The organism is Streptomyces sp. NPDC001492 (genome assembly GCF_053597275.1).
On the sequence record NZ_JBSFHW010000034.1, the window covers coordinates 39,391 to 54,096 of the forward strand.

Sequence of the window (14,706 nt, forward strand, 5' to 3'; positions counted from 1 at the left end):
GCGGGCTTGCCCAGGAGCACCGCGGGCTTGCCCGCGCCATCCGCGGAGACCTGCTGACCGAGCGGCCGGGAAGCCGAGCTTCTAGACGACTGGTCTACTCGAATGAGGCCGGCGACGTCACCTTAAGTCGGTGATCGCCTCGCGCGGAACGCCCGACGGTACGCCTCAGCAGCCGTGAAGGTCACCGAGGGCGCCGCCGCCTGTTACGGGCCCGAGCCGGCCCAGGCCGACGACACCTTCGGCCGCACCCTGAACACCGCGGACGAGCGCGACGCCCCTGCCCGCCGATGCTGTCCACCGCCTCCCTCGGCTGCGGCAACCCCACCACCGTCGCCGAACTACGCGAAGGCGAGCGCGTCCTCGACTCGGCTCCGGCGACGGCATCGACGTCCTGCTTTCTGCCCGCCGCGCCGGCTCCACCGGCAAGGCGTACGGACTGGACAAAACCGACGAGATGCTCGCCCTCTCCCTCGAAAACGCGACGAAGGCCGGCGCGACGAACGTCGAGGTCCTCAAGGGCACCATCGACGCCGTCCTGCTCGGCGCATGATCCCCGCAATGGCGGCAGCGCTCCTGGTAGAGCGCCTCCAGCGGAAGAGCATGCGGGATCACGGTCGAGGCGGAAGACCACGCCGCCTGCATCCCCGTGCCTTGTGGTGCGGCTCAGGTGGATCGCGGCCAGGCCTGCAGCAGTGCGGCGATGCGTCCGGTGGTGCAGGCAGGATCGCGCAGCATGTCGCGGAGGGCGACGGCGTCCTCCCGGGTGGGCTTGACCGGGATCCCGGACGCCTCCAGGTACATCACGCCTGTAGCGGCGGCCACGGCCATGTTGGAGCGCTCCAGCCAGCGACAGCGCCCGAGGATGTGCACCAGCGCGGCAGCGCGGGCGTAGGGGCCGTCGTAGACGGGAGTTTCCAGCAGTTCGGCTCTGTGGCAGGCCACGGCAGCCACAGGTACCCCGTAATCCTCGGGGGCGGGATCTGCCGCACCCGCCACCTCCGCGACCTGCAGGACCCAGGGAACGTCGATGTACAGGTCCATTACGCGGCGTGCGCCCCCGAGGAGCGGCGGTCGGCGTCCTCGGCCTCGTCGAAGACCGCCTGGTGCTCGTCGAGGAAGCGCCGCGCCGCGTCCAGGCCCCGCTGCCGCATCCCGCCGACGTCCTCCCGCACGAGAGCAGCGATGTAATCGCCCACGCTCATGCCGCGGTCCTTGGCCCGGGCTGTGGCCAGCTCCGCGATCTCGTCGTCGACCCGCCAGCCCTTCTGTGTCTTCGCCATCCCCTGATGGTAACAGGTGGTACCAGGGCGGGAACGGGCTTCCCTGCACCGGGCGCGACGATGGCTTGGAGCCGCGAGCGAACGCTCGTCGGGGCCCTCCCGCTGGATCGGGCGATGTCAGTGGTGGCAGGCAGGATGACAGGCATGACAACACCTGCAGCTCTGATCACGGATGCAGCCGCCTACGCGCAGGCGGTCGAGGACGCGGTGAAGGCGTCGGCCGCCTACTACGAGGGCGGCTCCTCTCCTCTGGATGACGACGCCTACGACCGGCTGGTGCGGGGCATCGCCGCGTGGGAGGCCGAACATCCCGATCAGGTGCTGCCGGATTCACCGACGGGAAAGGTCGCCGGCGGCGCCGTGGAGGGCGATGTCCCGCACACGGTGGCGATGCTGAGTCTGGACAACGTGTTCTCGCCGGAAGAGTTCACCTCCTGGGCCGCCTCCCTGGCCCGGAGGATCGGCCATGAGGTCGAGCGGTTCAGTGTCGAGCCGAAGCTGGACGGGCTCGCGGTCGCCGCCCGCTACACCGGCGGCCGCCTGAGACAGCTGATCACCCGTGGGGACGGGACGGCCGGGGAGGACGTCTCGCACGCGATCGGCACCATCGTGGGTCTGCCGACCGAACTCGCCGAGCCGGTCACCGTGGAGATCCGGGGCGAGGTCCTGATGACGACCGCCCAGTTCGAGCACGCCAACGAGGTGCGTACCGCGCAGGGCGGGCAGCCGTTCGCCAACCCGCGCGGCGCCTCCGCGGGTACCTTGCGCGCCAAGGAGCGCGCCTACATCGTGCCGATGACGTTCTTCGGCTACGGCCTGCTGCCCCTGGCCGACACCGAGACCGAGCTCGCCGCGCGGCTGGGTGCGAGCGCGCACAGCGACCTGATGGCGCAGGCCGCCGCGTTCGGGGTGAACACCACCGCTGCCACCGCGGTGCCCGGCGTCACCGCCGACACCGTGGAGCAGGTACTGGCCCGGGTGCAGGAGATAGCCGCGCTGCGGGCCGAGTTGCCGTTCGGGATCGACGGGATCGTCATCAAGGCCGATCTCGCGGCCGACCAGCAGGCGGCAGGTTCAGGAACGCGGGCACCGCGGTGGGCGATCGCCTACAAGCTGCCGGCCGTCGAGAAGATCACGCGGCTGCTCGAGGTGGAGTGGAACGTCGGCCGCACCGGCATCATCGCCCCGCGTGCCGTACTGGAGCCGGTGGAGATCGACGGCGCCACCATCACCTACGCGACTCTCCACAACCCGGCCGACATCACCCGCCGCGACCTGCGCCTGGGCGACCATGTCATGGTCCACCGGGCCGGCGACGTCATCCCTCGTATCGAGGCCCCGGTCGCCCACCTGCGCACCGGCGACGAGCAGACCATCGCCTTCCCCGAGGTGTGCCCGCGCTGCGGATCCGCCATCGATACCAGCCAGGAACGCTGGCGGTGCGAACAGGGTCGCAACTGCCATCTCGTCGCGTCTCTCTCCTATGCGGCAGGCCGCGACCAGCTCGACATCGAAGGCCTCGGCGCCACCCGCGTCGTGCAGTTGGTCGAGGCGGGCCTGGTCACCGATCTCGCCGACCTGTTCACCCTCACCCGCGAGCAGCTCCTCGCGCTGGAAAGGATGGGCGAGACCAGCACCGACAACCTCCTGGCCGCGATCAACACGGCCAAGGGTCAGCCGCTGTCGCGGGTGCTGTGCGCGCTCGGGGTGCGCGGCACCGGCCGCTCCATGTCCCGCCGCATCGCCCGGTACTTCGCGACCATGGACAATATCCGCGCCGCCGACGCGGAAACGATGCAGCAGGTCGAGGGTATCGGCACCGAGAAAGCCCCCTCGATCGTCTCCGAACTCGCCGAACTCGCCCCGCTCATCGACAAGCTCGCCGTCGCCGGGGTGAACATGACTGAGCCCGGCGCCACCCCGCCCGCGCCGACCACCGGAGAACCGGGCACCGATGGCGGGGCCGTGGATGCGGCAGGGAGGCTTCTGGCCGGGATGACGGTCGTGGTCACCGGCGCGATGACCGGCGTGCTGGAAAGGCTCAGCCGCAACCAGATGAACGAGCTCATCGAACGCGCAGGCGGCCGCTCCTCCTCCAGCGTCTCCAAGAAGACCACTTTGGTCGTTGCCGGCGACGGCGCCGGATCCAAGCAGGCCAAGGCTGAAACCCTTGGCATTCGCACGGTGACGCCGGATGAATTCGCCGTCCTGGTCGCCGACTTCGTCGACTGAGCTCTCCGGCAAAGTGTGCCCCAGGTCACCGTCCCTGAGGCGGCGGGCCGGGAACACATCAGAGTGGTTGACCGTTCATCTACACGTGGCTGCGGAGGGGACAGTGTCCCCGGGCCTCACCTATAGCCCATGGGGACGATCGTTCGGCTGAAGCCCCATGGAGCCCTCCGCCGAGAGGCGACCGCCCTCCGCACGTCACCGCTTACGGCCCCGGCTGGTCTCCCCCGTCCAGCCGGGGCTGTTCCGTCTCTGCTCGCGCCCGCATCCGAGGCGAGAAGGGCATCCGATGGGACGGACGCCCGCTCACGATGGCGGCCTGACCAGACGTTCCGGCGGGTCACACAACCAGCGCCGCGTGCAGCGCATCGAATGCTTCACGAAGTTCCAACGTGGCGATCGGATCGATCTCCATCTGCAAATGACACACGTCGTCGTCGCCGTTGGGAGTCAGGCGCACGAAAAAGGCGAAACCGTTCCCGACGGGCTCCGCCTTCAACGTCAGCGGACGGTTCCGGCCCGGAGTCACCGCCGCCGAAAAGTGTCCCCCCGACGGCGTGCGCAGGTGAGAGAGCACGCGGGCTGCGAAGGCCGCGACCTCCGCAGCGCTGAGATCCGCGGTGAAGCCAGCCGTCAGCCACGAGCACCCATCGGCAGTGACCTGCCAGCTGTCGCCATCGGTCCGAACCAGTTCCAGCCACACATCATCGCTGCCGAGGCGTATCCGCGGTTGTTCCATCGTCGCCCCCCGACATCCGTGCCTGGGCTCAAGATCCTATGAGGCAGATCTTCTTCGCCGGAAGCCATCACCGCCATCCACCCTCCGCTCAACCCGGCGAACGTTCCCGCACATGCCGAGGCCGGTCCGGTCCGCTTCCGCTGAAGCAGCCGGGCGGGCGTCATTTCTGGGGCCGCGCCCTCTACTCCGCCGCCACGATGCGCTCCACTGCGGCCGTCACCAGTTGTTCACGCACTTTCTCCGTGAAGACGTCCGGCAAGGTGCCGTGCTCAACGATCAGCCAGTTCAGCTTCAGCATGAGCAGCTTGACGGCCGTGGCGTCGCCCGGGAGGTCGGAAGCCTCGTGATAGGCGACGTTCGCGTCGACTTCTGCTCGGACTCGCTCCGTGAGGACCTTGCGCAGTTCGGGGCGGCGGGTGACCTCAAGGCGGAGTTCCAGCAGCACGAGGTAGCCGGTGCGGAAGGAGGTGATGCGGCCGACGAGTTCGCGCATCAGTTCAGCGTAGGTTTCCCGGTCGCGGTCGGCCGCCTGCTGGCGGGCGATCGTGGCCTCGTCCGGCTGGAGTCGCTCGTAAACCCGGGCGCCGGCCAGACACTGGAGTCCCGGTAGTCGACGGTGCCTTCGACCCCACCGTCTTCAATGTCGCCGCGCGCACTGCCTTCTCCAACGAGGTCACTCTCACCCGCCTCACCCGCCCCTGGTACTCCGGCCGTAGATCGTGATCTCGGTGGTGAGGGGCGCCGAGGCAGCAGGTCTCCAGCGTCGATCATCTCGCCCGAGACCGCACACGCCGTCGTGGGCGTCGGCTCCTTCTCCGTCTACCCGGGTTCACCGAGACGGAGGGCATCCCTTATCTCGCTGAGCTTCGCGGTCGTGGCCGGGGGCCGCTCCTGCGCTTGTTCAGCGAGTCGGAGGGCGTCGTCAATCTCGCTGAGCTTCACGGAGGACAGGACGGCCGCCCGCTCTATCAGGTCGTCCCGGGACACAGTGGTCAGCCACGTGCACGGGGTGAAGCCTGGACGCGGGAACGCGAGCCGCAGCACGCCTTCGAACGGCAGCCCTTCACCGGCGCCGACCGTCACTTCGATGCCCAGACCGCCGATGTCGACGCCCGCCGGAGCGACGACCTGCATCACCCGGATCCCGGACGTGTCGTCTCCCGACAGCAGTACGACCAACCTCCGCTCGTCGAACTGGACCCACCAGACTTCGCCACGTTGCACAAGTCCTCCAGACACATGACGGCAGACAGACGCTGCGCGGCCCTGACGCGCTGTGGAGACGGGTCCGGCCACCGTTGATCATCGGTGTGTGAAGACTGAAGATCATGCGGTGACCGCAGGTCGCAGCGTAGACCCTGCCCGCTGGCAGGAGGCGTTCGAGAGCCTGATGGCCCAGATCGCGGGCCGATTCGCACGGGTCGAACCTCGACGTCGGATCGGGCGGTTGCTGCTCGGGCTGCTGTCGGACCTGCCGCGCAAAAAGTGCTGGACCACGCGGAGTGGGCCGGAGAGAGCACCCCGGACGGCATGCAGCACCCGCTCGGGCGGGCCAAGTGGGAGGCCGGCCAGGTCCGCGACCACGTGCGGGCCTACGTGGTGGAGCATCTACGGGACGACCAGGCGGTTCTGGTGGTCGACGGGACCGGCGACGTGAAGAAGGGCACCGACACCGTCGGTGCCCAGCGCCCGTACACGGGCACCGCGGGCAGGATCGAGAACGCGCAGGTAGCCGTCCATCTCGTCTGCGTCGGCCGCCGCGGACACGCCGCGGTAGACCGGGAACTGAACGTTCCGCGTTCCTGGACCTCGGCCCCCGATCGCTGCCGGGCCGCCGGACTCGGTGACAAGACCGGATTCGCGACCAAACCGCAGCAGGTGAAGGCCGTGTTGAACAGCCAGCCGCGCCGCAGCAGCGATCTGATGCCCTCGACCGGGTTGAGGTCGGGTGCGTAGGCGGGCAGTTGGTCTACGGGCAGCCAGTCCTGCCGAGCGATGAACTGCCGCATTCCGTAAGCGAGATGGACGTTGAGGTTGTTCCAGACGAGCACGATCGGCCCACCGAGTTGCTGATGCGTGGTGATGAGCAGGCGCGGTAGTCGGTCCAGGGAAGCTCTTGCGCCCGTCACGTCAGCCGTCACCGCGGCGCGGCCGGTAGACCAGCCGGGAGCGTTCACCCGGCTTGTAGCAGGTCGGGCAGCAAGGGAGATGCGGCGCCGGGAGCGGCCGCGAACCCGGATGACGGGGGTGTGGCCGCGCCGGGCAGGTGCCAGCGGTCGGCGGCGTCATCGAGCAGCCGGAGAAGCCGCGCCGGAGCAGCAGCTTGCGAACCCCTTGCAGGATGTAGCTCATGTGGAACCGACGAACCGATGACAGTCTTGATCCTCGACAGTGTCCACCGCTGATCCGGCCGGCCGTGCGCGACCGACCCGTTGGCCAACTCCGCCTCCAACTGCACGAACTGGGCCTCACTCAGCCACAGTGGCGGGGCCGCACCCTCCGACCGGAGCGCCCATGGACCGCTCCTGTCCCAGGCCCGCAGCCACCGCTGCACCGACCGGATGCTGACCCTTAACTCCTTCGCTCCACGAGCCGTTCGTGCAGCGCCTGCTCGAAGGTGCTGAACGGTCTCGATTTCCGTCGGACTGGCGTTGGCCATGAGCACTTTGGTGCCGACCACGAAGCACTAGGTGCAGCCCCTGTGTAGCCGCGGCCCTCAGGTCCTCCAGTGCTTCCGTTCTTGGTTCGAGGTGCTTGAACTTCGAGCTGAGGAGAAGACCTTGGCCTAGCTGGAGGCAGGATTCACCTGGACTCCTCGATCGGACATACAGGCCTCGGCGGCTGGATGCGGGCACGTGATCGGGCGGACGCCGCTGGCCCGTTACGCACTTATTGCACAGAGAATCTTCACCATTCCCGACGCCAGTTCATATGATGCGAAGATCAACGAGGCTGGCCGGAGGGAGACTTCGGCGGGCCTCTCACGTTCCCGTGGGGGATTCATGCGTATACCCGTCGCGGCCGCCGTGGTTTCCGGTGCCGTCGTTCTGTCCGCGCTCGCTCTTCCGGCTGCCGCTCAAGCGGCGGAGCGAGCGAGTGTGTCGGCGAAGCTGAGCTCCTTTGCCTCGAAGGCCGTTCGGCCGAACGATTCGTTGGGCAACACCAAGTTCTCGAACGCGGTCATCAACGGCGGCAAGGACATCGTTCTCGGCACCACCGGCACGAAGTCCGTCACCGTCACGTACACCGCCACCGACCAGAACGGCGTCGCACTCACCGAGGCCTTCCTGTGGCAGGGCACCGACAGTTCGACCACGGACGGCATCACCGGCGGCCTGGGCACGGATGACGACCCCGCCTGCACGGAGACGGCGACCCAGGGCGTCTACCACTGCAAGGCCGTCTTCAACATCCACCCGGCCACCGACATGAAGAACAACGGCGTGGCCGGGATCTGGAAGCTGTTCCTGGGCGGGTGGGACCTGTACGCGAACGCCAGCTACAACGACGACGTCGCCACCGTCTCGATCAAGAAGCTCTCCACGCTGACCGCCGACGCCACGCCCGAGCCGGTCAAGAAGGGCAAGCCCATCACGGTCACGGGCAAACTCGCCCGCGCGAACTGGTCGACGAGCAAGTACGCGGGCTACGCGAACCAGCCCGCGAAGCTGCAGTTCCGCAAGAAGGGCAGCAGCACCTACAGCACCCTCAAGACCGTCAAGACCAACACCACCGGCGTCCTGAAAACCACCACCACGGCCACGGCCGACGGGTACTACCGCTACGTCTTCGCCGGCACCGCCACCACCGCCGCCTCGACCGCGCCAGGCGACTTCGTCGACGTCAGGTAAGCACCGCGACGCCGAGCCACCGAGGAGCGACCACGGCGGCGCCGAACTCAACGAGTCGGCGCCGCAAGGCTGCTTCGGTGGGGGCCACCGCGGGAGCGTTCACGCCTTCATCGCTCAAACTGGGCCGTTATCTCGCCGTGCGTGAGCCCTTGCGCGGACAGCGACAGCACCATCTTGTCGACCCCGGTCAGCCGCAGCTTCCGCCTCTTGGCGATCGGCGGCTCGAACCCGCCCGACTCTTGCAGTGGCGCAATCCCACGACCCCGGCACCAGCACAGGCGCGCCGTACCCTCGGGCAACCTCTCAACTCAGCACGACCGAAGCCGCCTACCATCCACCAGGTTCTGGCCCTGTACGACACCCCGCCGGCCGACGGGTGGGTGATATGCGCGGACGAGTTCGGACCGTTCAACCTCCAGCCACGCAAAGGCGAAGCGTTGCGTCCGATCAACAGGCCCCGCCGCCTGCGAGCCACCTACAACCTGTACGGCGGTGTGATGCACATGCTTGCCGGCCTGGATCTGGCCACCGGCAAGATCTACCGGATCGAGTCGGAGTTCGCGGCTCTGCGCTACTTCGGTCCCTCAACGGCACCGACCACCGTACTCACGACGAGCAGAACGCCGCCATCGCCGAGTACGTCCGATGGCACAACGCCCGTGTAGATCCGAAGCCGGCTTCGCCCCGGACCCACCCATCCGTACATGGACTCAGTGCCCGGCGAAGGCCCGCGTGACGCGGATGGCGTCCCGTGACGTGGTGTAGCCGATCATGCCTGAGGCGTGCGCCGCGGGCGCGTGTCCGTTCGGCTTCTGCCCCCCTGCCCGCAGCGTCGGGCCACTGCGGAACTCTCCCAAGTGAACGGCCGGGAGAGACGTTCAGCACGCAGGGCGACCTGGACGCCGACCATCCCCAGATTGCCTTCGGGGTGCTTTCTATCCCGCGCTCCTGGGCCGCTTGCGCAGGTGCCGGTGTCCCTCGTGCGGGAACTTCGGCGGCATCGGCGGGAGCACCGAATCCAGGACGTAACCGCACTTCTGCGCGACGCGACACGAGCCCTCGTTGCCGACTGTGTGCAACAGCTCAATCTCGTCGGCGGGCATGAAGTCCTGGCCGCCGAACAGCCATTCTGTGGCAGCCTCGACGCAACGCGAGGCGATGCCCCTGCCGCGGGCTTCAGTTACCGTCCAGTAGCCCACGCCGGTCGCAAGCATCACCGGCGGGTTGGCCGCCTTGATGACGAAGTGGCCGACGACCGTGCCTGCCTCTTCGACAGCCCAGCTCAGAAGGGTGCCGTCCGCCCAGTGTGTGTCCAGGTAGGTGAGCCAGGCGCGGGCCGCGTCTTCGTCGCCAATGGGGCGCATCAACCAGCGGCGCATCGCCTCGTCGCAGTGGGCGGCGACAATTGTGGGGATGTCCGAGTCCTGCCAGGGGCGGAGGGTCAGAGCCGGCGCGGTCGAAGTGGGGTCCACGGTCAAAGTCATCGGCGACGTCACGCGAACCATCCAAGAGCACGGTCGCCCGTTGCGCTGGACGAATTCTCCAGCGCAGTGGAAATGGTCTCGGGCACGTGCATGGATGGCGTCCCGCTTGGTGGTGCAGCCGATCAAGGCTAGGGCGTACGCCCGGGGCGTGTGCTGACGGCGATTCCGCTCCCTGCCCAGCAGGCAGGCCACCTGGATTACCGGGTCAGCCATCCGAGCAGAGCCACTGGAGAGGCCTCGTGCCGGCCCACGGGCCGTCGCAGGGAGGCCAGGCCGGATCAACACCCGGGGCGGGCACGGATGAGCCGCTGTCGCCAGCCCCGATGCCATCCGGGCTGGCGCATTCCTTTCCGCGATCTCGGCGACCATCGGGCCTCTGCCCGCGGCGGTCTGGCCCACCTTCTCCGCCGGGCGTCAGAGAAGCCTGGCAAGGGCGGCCGAGGAGGGGCTTCCCGGTACCGCCTGGTAGACGATGATCACCTGCTGCTCGGCGCCCCCGACGGTGAGCGCCTGCCGCCGCAGCGCGAGCTCCCCGACAACCGGATGCACGAACCGTTTGAGTTCGTCGCGGGCGGGTCGCGCGTCGTGTCGCGCCCACAGACTGCGGAAGTCCTCGTCCGCCTCCAGCTCGGCGACGAGCCGCGCGGTCCTCGGGTCGCGAGGGTCGGCCTCGGCGCGCAGGGCCGCGGTGGTCTGCGCGGCGATCTCCGGCCAGTCCGGGAACAGCCGACGGGAACGGGGGTCGAGGAACACGTCCCGGGCCAGGTTGTGCCCGGGCTCATACATCGGGGCGAGCGCACGGGCCCACTTGTTCGCGGCCAGCACGTCGAACCGCCGGTTGCGCACATACGCCGGAGTGCCCGCCCACCCGTCGAGCAACTGATGTACGTCCGCGCTAACTTCGCCCTCGGCAGGCCGTACGGGAGCTGGAGCGGCCAGCGCGAACAGGTGCGTCGAGGTGTCGGCGTCCAGCCCCAGCGCCCGTGCGAGCGCCCGCAGCACCTGCGGTGACGGATGCCGGTCGACGCCCTGTTCCAGCCGGATCAGATACGGCTCGCTGATCCCGGCCAGCCGGGCCAGCTCGTCCCGGCGCAACCCCGCCACCCGGCGCCGGTCGTAGGAGGGCAGCTCCGCCTGCGCGGGTGTAACCCGTCCCCGCCGGGCCTTCAGGAACTCTCCGAGCGCGTTGTCTGCGGCCATGGCCGCAGGGTAACCCTCCGGGGGTGCTGGCTCCGGTCCAGCGCAGGGCGCAGGGTCGAGGGCATGAAGAAGACCTGGTTCATCACCGGCGCGTCCCGCGGCTTCGGCCGGATCTGGGCCGAAGCCGCCCTCGCTCGCGGCGACCGCGTCGCGGTCACGGCACGCCGTCCCGAGACCCTGCAGCCCCTGGCCGACGCCTACGGAGACAGCGTGCTCCCGCTCGTGCTCGACGTCACCGACCGGGCCGCCGCCACCGCCGCCGTACGGCAGGCCGCCGAAGCCTTCGGCCACCTTGATGTGGTCGTCAACAACGCGGGCTACGGCTTGTTCGGCATGGTCGAGGAGGCCACCGAGGAGCAGGCCCGCGCCCAGCTCGACACCAATCTGCTCGGCCCCCTGTGGGTGACGCAGGCGGCTCTTCCCCTCCTACGGGCACGGGGCAGCGGGCACATCCTGCAGGTGTCCAGCCTCGGCGGGCTCGCCGCCTTTCCCACCCTCGGGCTGTACAACGCCTCCAAGTGGGCGCTCGAGGGGATGAGCGAAGCCCTCGCCCAGGAGGTCGGCCCGCTCGGCATCCACGTCACGCTCGTCGAACCCGGCCCCTACGGCACCGACTGGTCCGGCTCCTCCGCGGTGCACACCGAGCCCATCGCCGCGTACGAACCCGTCCGCGAGGCACGCCGGGCCGGTGCGACCGCCCGCGCACCCCAGGATCCGCAGGCCACCGCCGACGTCATCCTCAAACTGGTCGACACCGACGAACCGCCCCTCCGGCTCTTCCTCGGCACGTATCCCTATCCCGTCGTAGAAGCCGACTACCAGCAGCGACTCGACACCTGGAACGCGTGGCGGTCACTGGCCGCCAAGGCGTGACGGCCGAAGGCGGGCGAATGACGGACGAGTGCGATCGAAGAGCGGACCTGCACAGTGAACACGGGGTGGGCCCGCGGATCGTTATTGGTCTGCCGTGGACCGGCAGTCGTTCCACAGGGCGGCGAGGCGGGCCGGGATCTGGGCGATGCCGGCGCAGCCCCGAGCATTGGCGGGGAAACCGTCGCCGGCCACGTAGTGCCAACCGGCGCCCGGGCGATCGGTGAAGTACTTCATCGCAGCTCCGTCATCCTGCAGGGCGACCTGCTCCGCCTCCGTGCTGCCGGGAGTGGGCTGGAAGCGGGTTCCGGCGTAGAAGGTCCCGTTGCAACTGCCGTAGTAGAACGTGCCCTTGACCGGGGCAATGTGGGTGAGAGGCGGTTGAGCCTGTCCGCGGTAGGCCGTTGTGACGCTCAGCTTGACGGCGGGCGACGCGGGCAGCGATCGGCAGCCGCGTGCCTGGGCCGGAGAACCCGCGGCCGTGTGCCCGGCCGAACTACTCACCGACGGCGACGCCACGGGTGACGAAGTGGACGTCCGCGTCGCGCTCGGAAGGCTACTGGTCGCGGTGCTGCCCTGCTGCGTGCAGCTCGTGAGCAGGGCCACCGCGGCAGCGGCCGTCCCCAGAGTGGCACCGCGATACAGAGAACGGTTCCGGCGTGTCATTTCGAACCCACCCCTCTTGGTACTTCACACAGGTCCGGGATGACGTAACTCGGATACGTTCCTCCGGTCTTGAGTCCGAAGACGCTGCGCCCTGCACCGCGGTTTCATAACGGCCGCGTCGGCTCACGCGGCCGTTACAGCACCATCCGCCGCAGCTCAGGTGGCCGGAGCCGTCAGATACGTCAGGTACACCCCTCCCCCGCAGTCGGGCATCTTGCGGAGGGTCCAGCGGCCGTCGAAGGCCGCGGAGGAGAAATTCGACTCGGCGTCGTCCTCCTCCACTTCGCCGTCCTTCAGGGTGTATCCGGCCTCGGGGAGCTGCTTCTGCAGGAAGGCCAGCGTGCGGTCGAAACCGCTCCTGACCACCGTGGCGACGACGAGCCGCTCGCCGGAGCGGCGCTCCACCGAGGTCACGAGCGCGCCGTCCGGCATCGGAAGGTTCGCCGGGAAGTCCTTGGGCAGCCGCAGTGAGGCGGTAGTGGGACAGCGGGCGGGCGCGGTGGCGGACGGCGTCGCTGGCGAGGGCCCGGCATTTGTTCTCGGCGCCGAGCACCCGGTGATGGCCGCCAGACCGAGGACGGCGCCGGCCAGTACGGCAGCAGCCAGAGGCCAGGGCTTCATCTACTGACCTCCTGTCGGCTTCCTGCGCTGGCCGGCGACCATGGCGTCGTACGCGCCGTACAGCGTGTTGCCGGAGGTCTGGCGGGCGATGGAGGCCAGTGCGTCGTAGTTCTGCGCGGCGCCGGTGGCGCAGGCACCGGTGCAGCCGTCGGCGTAGGCGGCGAGCACACGGCCCCGGGCGTCGATGGTGATGTCGTTGAAGTCCAGGAGATTGCGGTCCTTGCCGCAGGTGGTGCCACCCGTGCAGATCGAACCCTTCTGGACCGGGTCGGTGGGGGTGGCATCCACGGTGACCCAGGACTGTCCGCCGTCGTAGGTGGTGGCCACGTACAGGTGCCAGACGCCCTTGAAGTTGTCCGCGTCCTGGTAGTTGCCGCTGGTGGTGGTGCCCAGGAAGGCGAAGGCGGCGCGGTTGTCGTCACCTGCGGTCACGGCCGGGAAGACGATGTTCTTGATGCCGAGGGACGCCCCGACGTTCTGGTCGTACAGCCACGTCCTGCCCTTGTCGTGGCTGACGGCGATACGTGCGGTGCCGTCGCTGTTCTGGTAGCCCATGTAGACGGTCCCGCCGGCCCCGACCCCCACGCTCGGGTCGGAGTCACCGGGGGTGCTGGAGGGGTTCTTGCGAACGCTCCAGGTGAGCCCGTTGTCCTCGGAGACGGCCACGGCCTGGTTGCCGCCGCAGCCCTTGTTCGGCACGTACACCGTGCCGTCCGGTGCGACCTTCACGTGCCCGTGCAGGCCGCCGCAGTCCAGCAGCGAGTACATCGGAACGGCCGGCCCATACGTCAGACCGCCGTCCCGGCTGACCGCGCAGGAGGCGTCGGCGATGTCCTGGGAGCAGTAGTAGACGGCGTTCGGATACGACGTGACAGGGCCGGGGCCGCCTGGGGCGAAGGGGCCGCCGCCGATGCTCTGGTGGTCGACACCGGAGTTGATGCCGGAGCCACCCGTCGGGGTCCACGTTTCGCCGTCGTCGTCGGTGTAGCAGGTCAGGGCGGTCTTTCCGGCCAGCTGCGACTCGAAGGTGCGGTGGGTGGCCGGATCGGTGAACAAGATCGGGTCGAGGCTGGTGGTGCTGCCCTGGGGGCACCCGTTGGCCGCACCCGCGCTCTTGTCCTGCCAGGTGGCGGCGCCGGCGCTGTCATAGGTGACCTTGAGCGTCGAGGTGTACGCCTGGAACATCGCGGCGCCGGTGGCGCGGTCGACGCCGACCGAGGGTTCACCGGCGTCGTGTGCGTGCGTGAGGCTGTCGGGCGCCGAGGAGTTCGCATAGGTGGGGGGAACCGCCGAACTCGGAGCCGGATCGACCGGGTTGGCGACCAGGCTCGCGGTGCCGGTGAAGCTGTCACCGAGTGGCGCGTACGGCACCACGCGGACCGTGTACGACGCCGCCACCGCGGGCAGCAGCAGGCGCTCGGGGTCGCTGGTGGAAGCCGCTGCGGCCACCGCGTGGCCGTCCGCGTCGAGGACGTACAGGTCGAAGTCGGCGGCAGTGTTGGGCCACTTGACTTCGATGCGCAGGCTGTGACCGGTGTCGTAGCCCGCGGGCACCGACACCCTCAGGGCGTAGTCGTCGCAGAGTTGCGGGCTCCCGCAGCTCACCGTCCCGGTGGTGCCGGAGACGTTGGGGACGGCGAAGGGACCGGCGCTCCACGCAATCGTGGGTGCTGTGTCGCTGACCGTTCCAGAGCGCGGGGTGGCGGCGTCGGCCGACACGCTCGGCAGAGTGCCGACGACGAGCGCCAGCACCCCGAGGACGACAC

At 69.0% G+C, this 14,706-nt stretch carries 13 protein-coding genes and 4 pseudogenes; 6 read left to right on the top strand and 11 right to left on the bottom strand.

Annotation, left to right across the window (positions count from 1 at the left end):
* Positions 1–174: 174 nt before the first annotated feature.
* Positions 175–547, top strand: a pseudogene (locus ACWC1K_RS34565) (methyltransferase domain-containing protein); the annotation flags it as partial.
* A 116-nt stretch (positions 548–663) separates the two neighbouring features.
* Here ACWC1K_RS34565 and ACWC1K_RS34570 read toward each other — a convergent pair.
* Together ACWC1K_RS34570 and ACWC1K_RS34575 are read right to left on the bottom strand one after the other, a co-directional pair.
* Positions 664–1,041, bottom strand: a complete 378-nt coding sequence (locus tag ACWC1K_RS34570; RefSeq protein WP_450836872.1) for a fic family toxin-antitoxin system, toxin component — start codon at positions 1,039–1,041, stop codon at positions 664–666.
* The gene (locus ACWC1K_RS34575; RefSeq protein WP_344401637.1) at positions 1,041–1,280 is read right to left on the bottom strand and encodes a hypothetical protein; all 240 of its coding nucleotides are present in this window, start codon (positions 1,278–1,280) and stop codon (positions 1,041–1,043) included. The genes ACWC1K_RS34570 and ACWC1K_RS34575 overlap by 1 nt, the downstream gene beginning before the upstream one ends.
* A gap of 144 nt (positions 1,281–1,424) precedes the next feature.
* Between ACWC1K_RS34575 and ligA the strand changes: the two genes are divergently transcribed.
* Entirely contained in the window at positions 1,425–3,512 is a 2,088-nt protein-coding gene (gene ligA / locus ACWC1K_RS34580; protein WP_450836873.1) for an NAD-dependent DNA ligase LigA, read from the top strand.
* A gap of 337 nt (positions 3,513–3,849) precedes the next feature.
* On the opposite strand, the gene ACWC1K_RS34585 is transcribed toward ligA, so the two are convergent.
* From ACWC1K_RS34585 to ACWC1K_RS34595, 3 genes and pseudogenes are all read right to left on the bottom strand, one after another.
* Entirely contained in the window at positions 3,850–4,248 is a 399-nt protein-coding gene (locus ACWC1K_RS34585; protein ID WP_450836874.1) for a hypothetical protein, read from the bottom strand.
* 181 nt (positions 4,249–4,429) lie between these two features.
* Positions 4,430–4,837: pseudogene (locus ACWC1K_RS34590) on the bottom strand (TetR/AcrR family transcriptional regulator); the annotation flags it as partial.
* Positions 4,838–5,067: 230 nt separating this feature from the next.
* Positions 5,068–5,472, bottom strand: coding sequence for a type II toxin-antitoxin system PemK/MazF family toxin (locus tag ACWC1K_RS34595; RefSeq protein ID WP_450836875.1), 405 nt, complete (start codon positions 5,470–5,472; stop codon positions 5,068–5,070).
* A gap of 166 nt (positions 5,473–5,638) precedes the next feature.
* Between ACWC1K_RS34595 and ACWC1K_RS34600 the strand changes: the two are divergent.
* Positions 5,639–6,123 (top strand): annotated as a pseudogene (locus ACWC1K_RS34600) (IS701 family transposase); the annotation flags it as partial.
* A gap of 2 nt (positions 6,124–6,125) precedes the next feature.
* Here the strand turns inward: ACWC1K_RS34600 and ACWC1K_RS34605 are convergent.
* A pseudogene (locus tag ACWC1K_RS34605) lies at positions 6,126–6,907 on the bottom strand (transposase); the annotation flags it as partial.
* 343 nt (positions 6,908–7,250) lie between these two features.
* Here ACWC1K_RS34605 and ACWC1K_RS34610 point away from each other — a divergent pair.
* Both ACWC1K_RS34610 and ACWC1K_RS34615 read left to right on the top strand, forming a co-directional pair.
* Positions 7,251–8,099 (top strand): hypothetical protein, encoded by an 849-nt coding sequence (locus ACWC1K_RS34610; RefSeq protein ID WP_450836876.1) that lies wholly within the window; start codon positions 7,251–7,253, stop codon positions 8,097–8,099.
* 77 nt (positions 8,100–8,176) lie between these two features.
* Positions 8,177–8,764: a hypothetical protein gene (locus ACWC1K_RS34615; protein ID WP_450836940.1), complete on the top strand. Its 588-nt coding sequence runs from the start codon at positions 8,177–8,179 to the stop codon at positions 8,762–8,764.
* 270 nt (positions 8,765–9,034) lie between these two features.
* Here ACWC1K_RS34615 and ACWC1K_RS34620 read toward each other — a convergent pair whose 3' ends face one another.
* Both ACWC1K_RS34620 and ACWC1K_RS34625 read right to left on the bottom strand, forming a co-directional pair.
* A complete protein-coding gene (locus ACWC1K_RS34620) occupies positions 9,035–9,571 on the bottom strand; it encodes a GNAT family N-acetyltransferase (RefSeq protein ID WP_450836877.1) in 537 nt (178 codons plus the stop codon).
* 426 nt (positions 9,572–9,997) lie between these two features.
* The gene (locus tag ACWC1K_RS34625; RefSeq protein ID WP_450836878.1) at positions 9,998–10,783 is read right to left on the bottom strand and encodes a helix-turn-helix domain-containing protein; all 786 of its coding nucleotides are present in this window, start codon (positions 10,781–10,783) and stop codon (positions 9,998–10,000) included.
* Positions 10,784–10,846: 63 nt separating this feature from the next.
* Between ACWC1K_RS34625 and ACWC1K_RS34630 the strand changes: the two genes are divergently transcribed.
* Positions 10,847–11,656 carry an SDR family NAD(P)-dependent oxidoreductase gene (locus ACWC1K_RS34630; RefSeq protein WP_450836879.1) on the top strand — a complete coding sequence of 270 codons (810 nt, stop codon included), beginning with the start codon at positions 10,847–10,849 and terminating at the stop codon, positions 11,654–11,656.
* An 81-nt stretch (positions 11,657–11,737) separates the two neighbouring features.
* On the opposite strand, the gene ACWC1K_RS34635 is transcribed toward ACWC1K_RS34630, so the two are convergent.
* The 3 genes from ACWC1K_RS34635 to ACWC1K_RS34645 form a co-directional block, all read right to left on the bottom strand.
* Positions 11,738–12,157: a hypothetical protein gene (locus ACWC1K_RS34635; protein WP_450836880.1), complete on the bottom strand. Its 420-nt coding sequence runs from the start codon at positions 12,155–12,157 to the stop codon at positions 11,738–11,740.
* A gap of 318 nt (positions 12,158–12,475) precedes the next feature.
* The gene (locus ACWC1K_RS34640; RefSeq protein WP_450836881.1) at positions 12,476–12,940 is read right to left on the bottom strand and encodes a hypothetical protein; all 465 of its coding nucleotides are present in this window, start codon (positions 12,938–12,940) and stop codon (positions 12,476–12,478) included.
* Complete coding sequence (locus ACWC1K_RS34645) at positions 12,941–14,692, bottom strand: sialidase family protein (RefSeq protein WP_450836882.1); 1,752 nt, start codon at positions 14,690–14,692, stop codon at positions 12,941–12,943. It abuts the gene before it with no gap.
* Positions 14,693–14,706: the final 14 nt, after the last annotated feature.

Excerpts from the sequence above, each read along its gene's own strand:
- ligA (WP_450836873.1), top strand. The coding sequence starts at position 1,425 with ATGACAACACCTGCAGCTCTGATCACGGATGCAGCCGCCTACGCGCAG.
- ACWC1K_RS34630 (WP_450836879.1), top strand. The coding sequence starts at position 10,847 with ATGAAGAAGACCTGGTTCATCACCGGCGCGTCCCGCGGCTTCGGCCGG.
- ACWC1K_RS34575 (WP_344401637.1), bottom strand. The coding sequence starts at position 1,280 with ATGGCGAAGACACAGAAGGGCTGGCGGGTCGACGACGAGATCGCGGAG.
- ACWC1K_RS34610 (WP_450836876.1), top strand. The coding sequence starts at position 7,251 with ATGCGTATACCCGTCGCGGCCGCCGTGGTTTCCGGTGCCGTCGTTCTG.
- ACWC1K_RS34640 (WP_450836881.1), bottom strand. The coding sequence starts at position 12,940 with ATGAAGCCCTGGCCTCTGGCTGCTGCCGTACTGGCCGGCGCCGTCCTC.
- ACWC1K_RS34570 (WP_450836872.1), bottom strand. The coding sequence starts at position 1,041 with ATGGACCTGTACATCGACGTTCCCTGGGTCCTGCAGGTCGCGGAGGTG.
- ACWC1K_RS34585 (WP_450836874.1), bottom strand. The coding sequence starts at position 4,248 with ATGGAACAACCGCGGATACGCCTCGGCAGCGATGATGTGTGGCTGGAA.
- ACWC1K_RS34625 (WP_450836878.1), bottom strand. The coding sequence starts at position 10,783 with ATGGCCGCAGACAACGCGCTCGGAGAGTTCCTGAAGGCCCGGCGGGGA.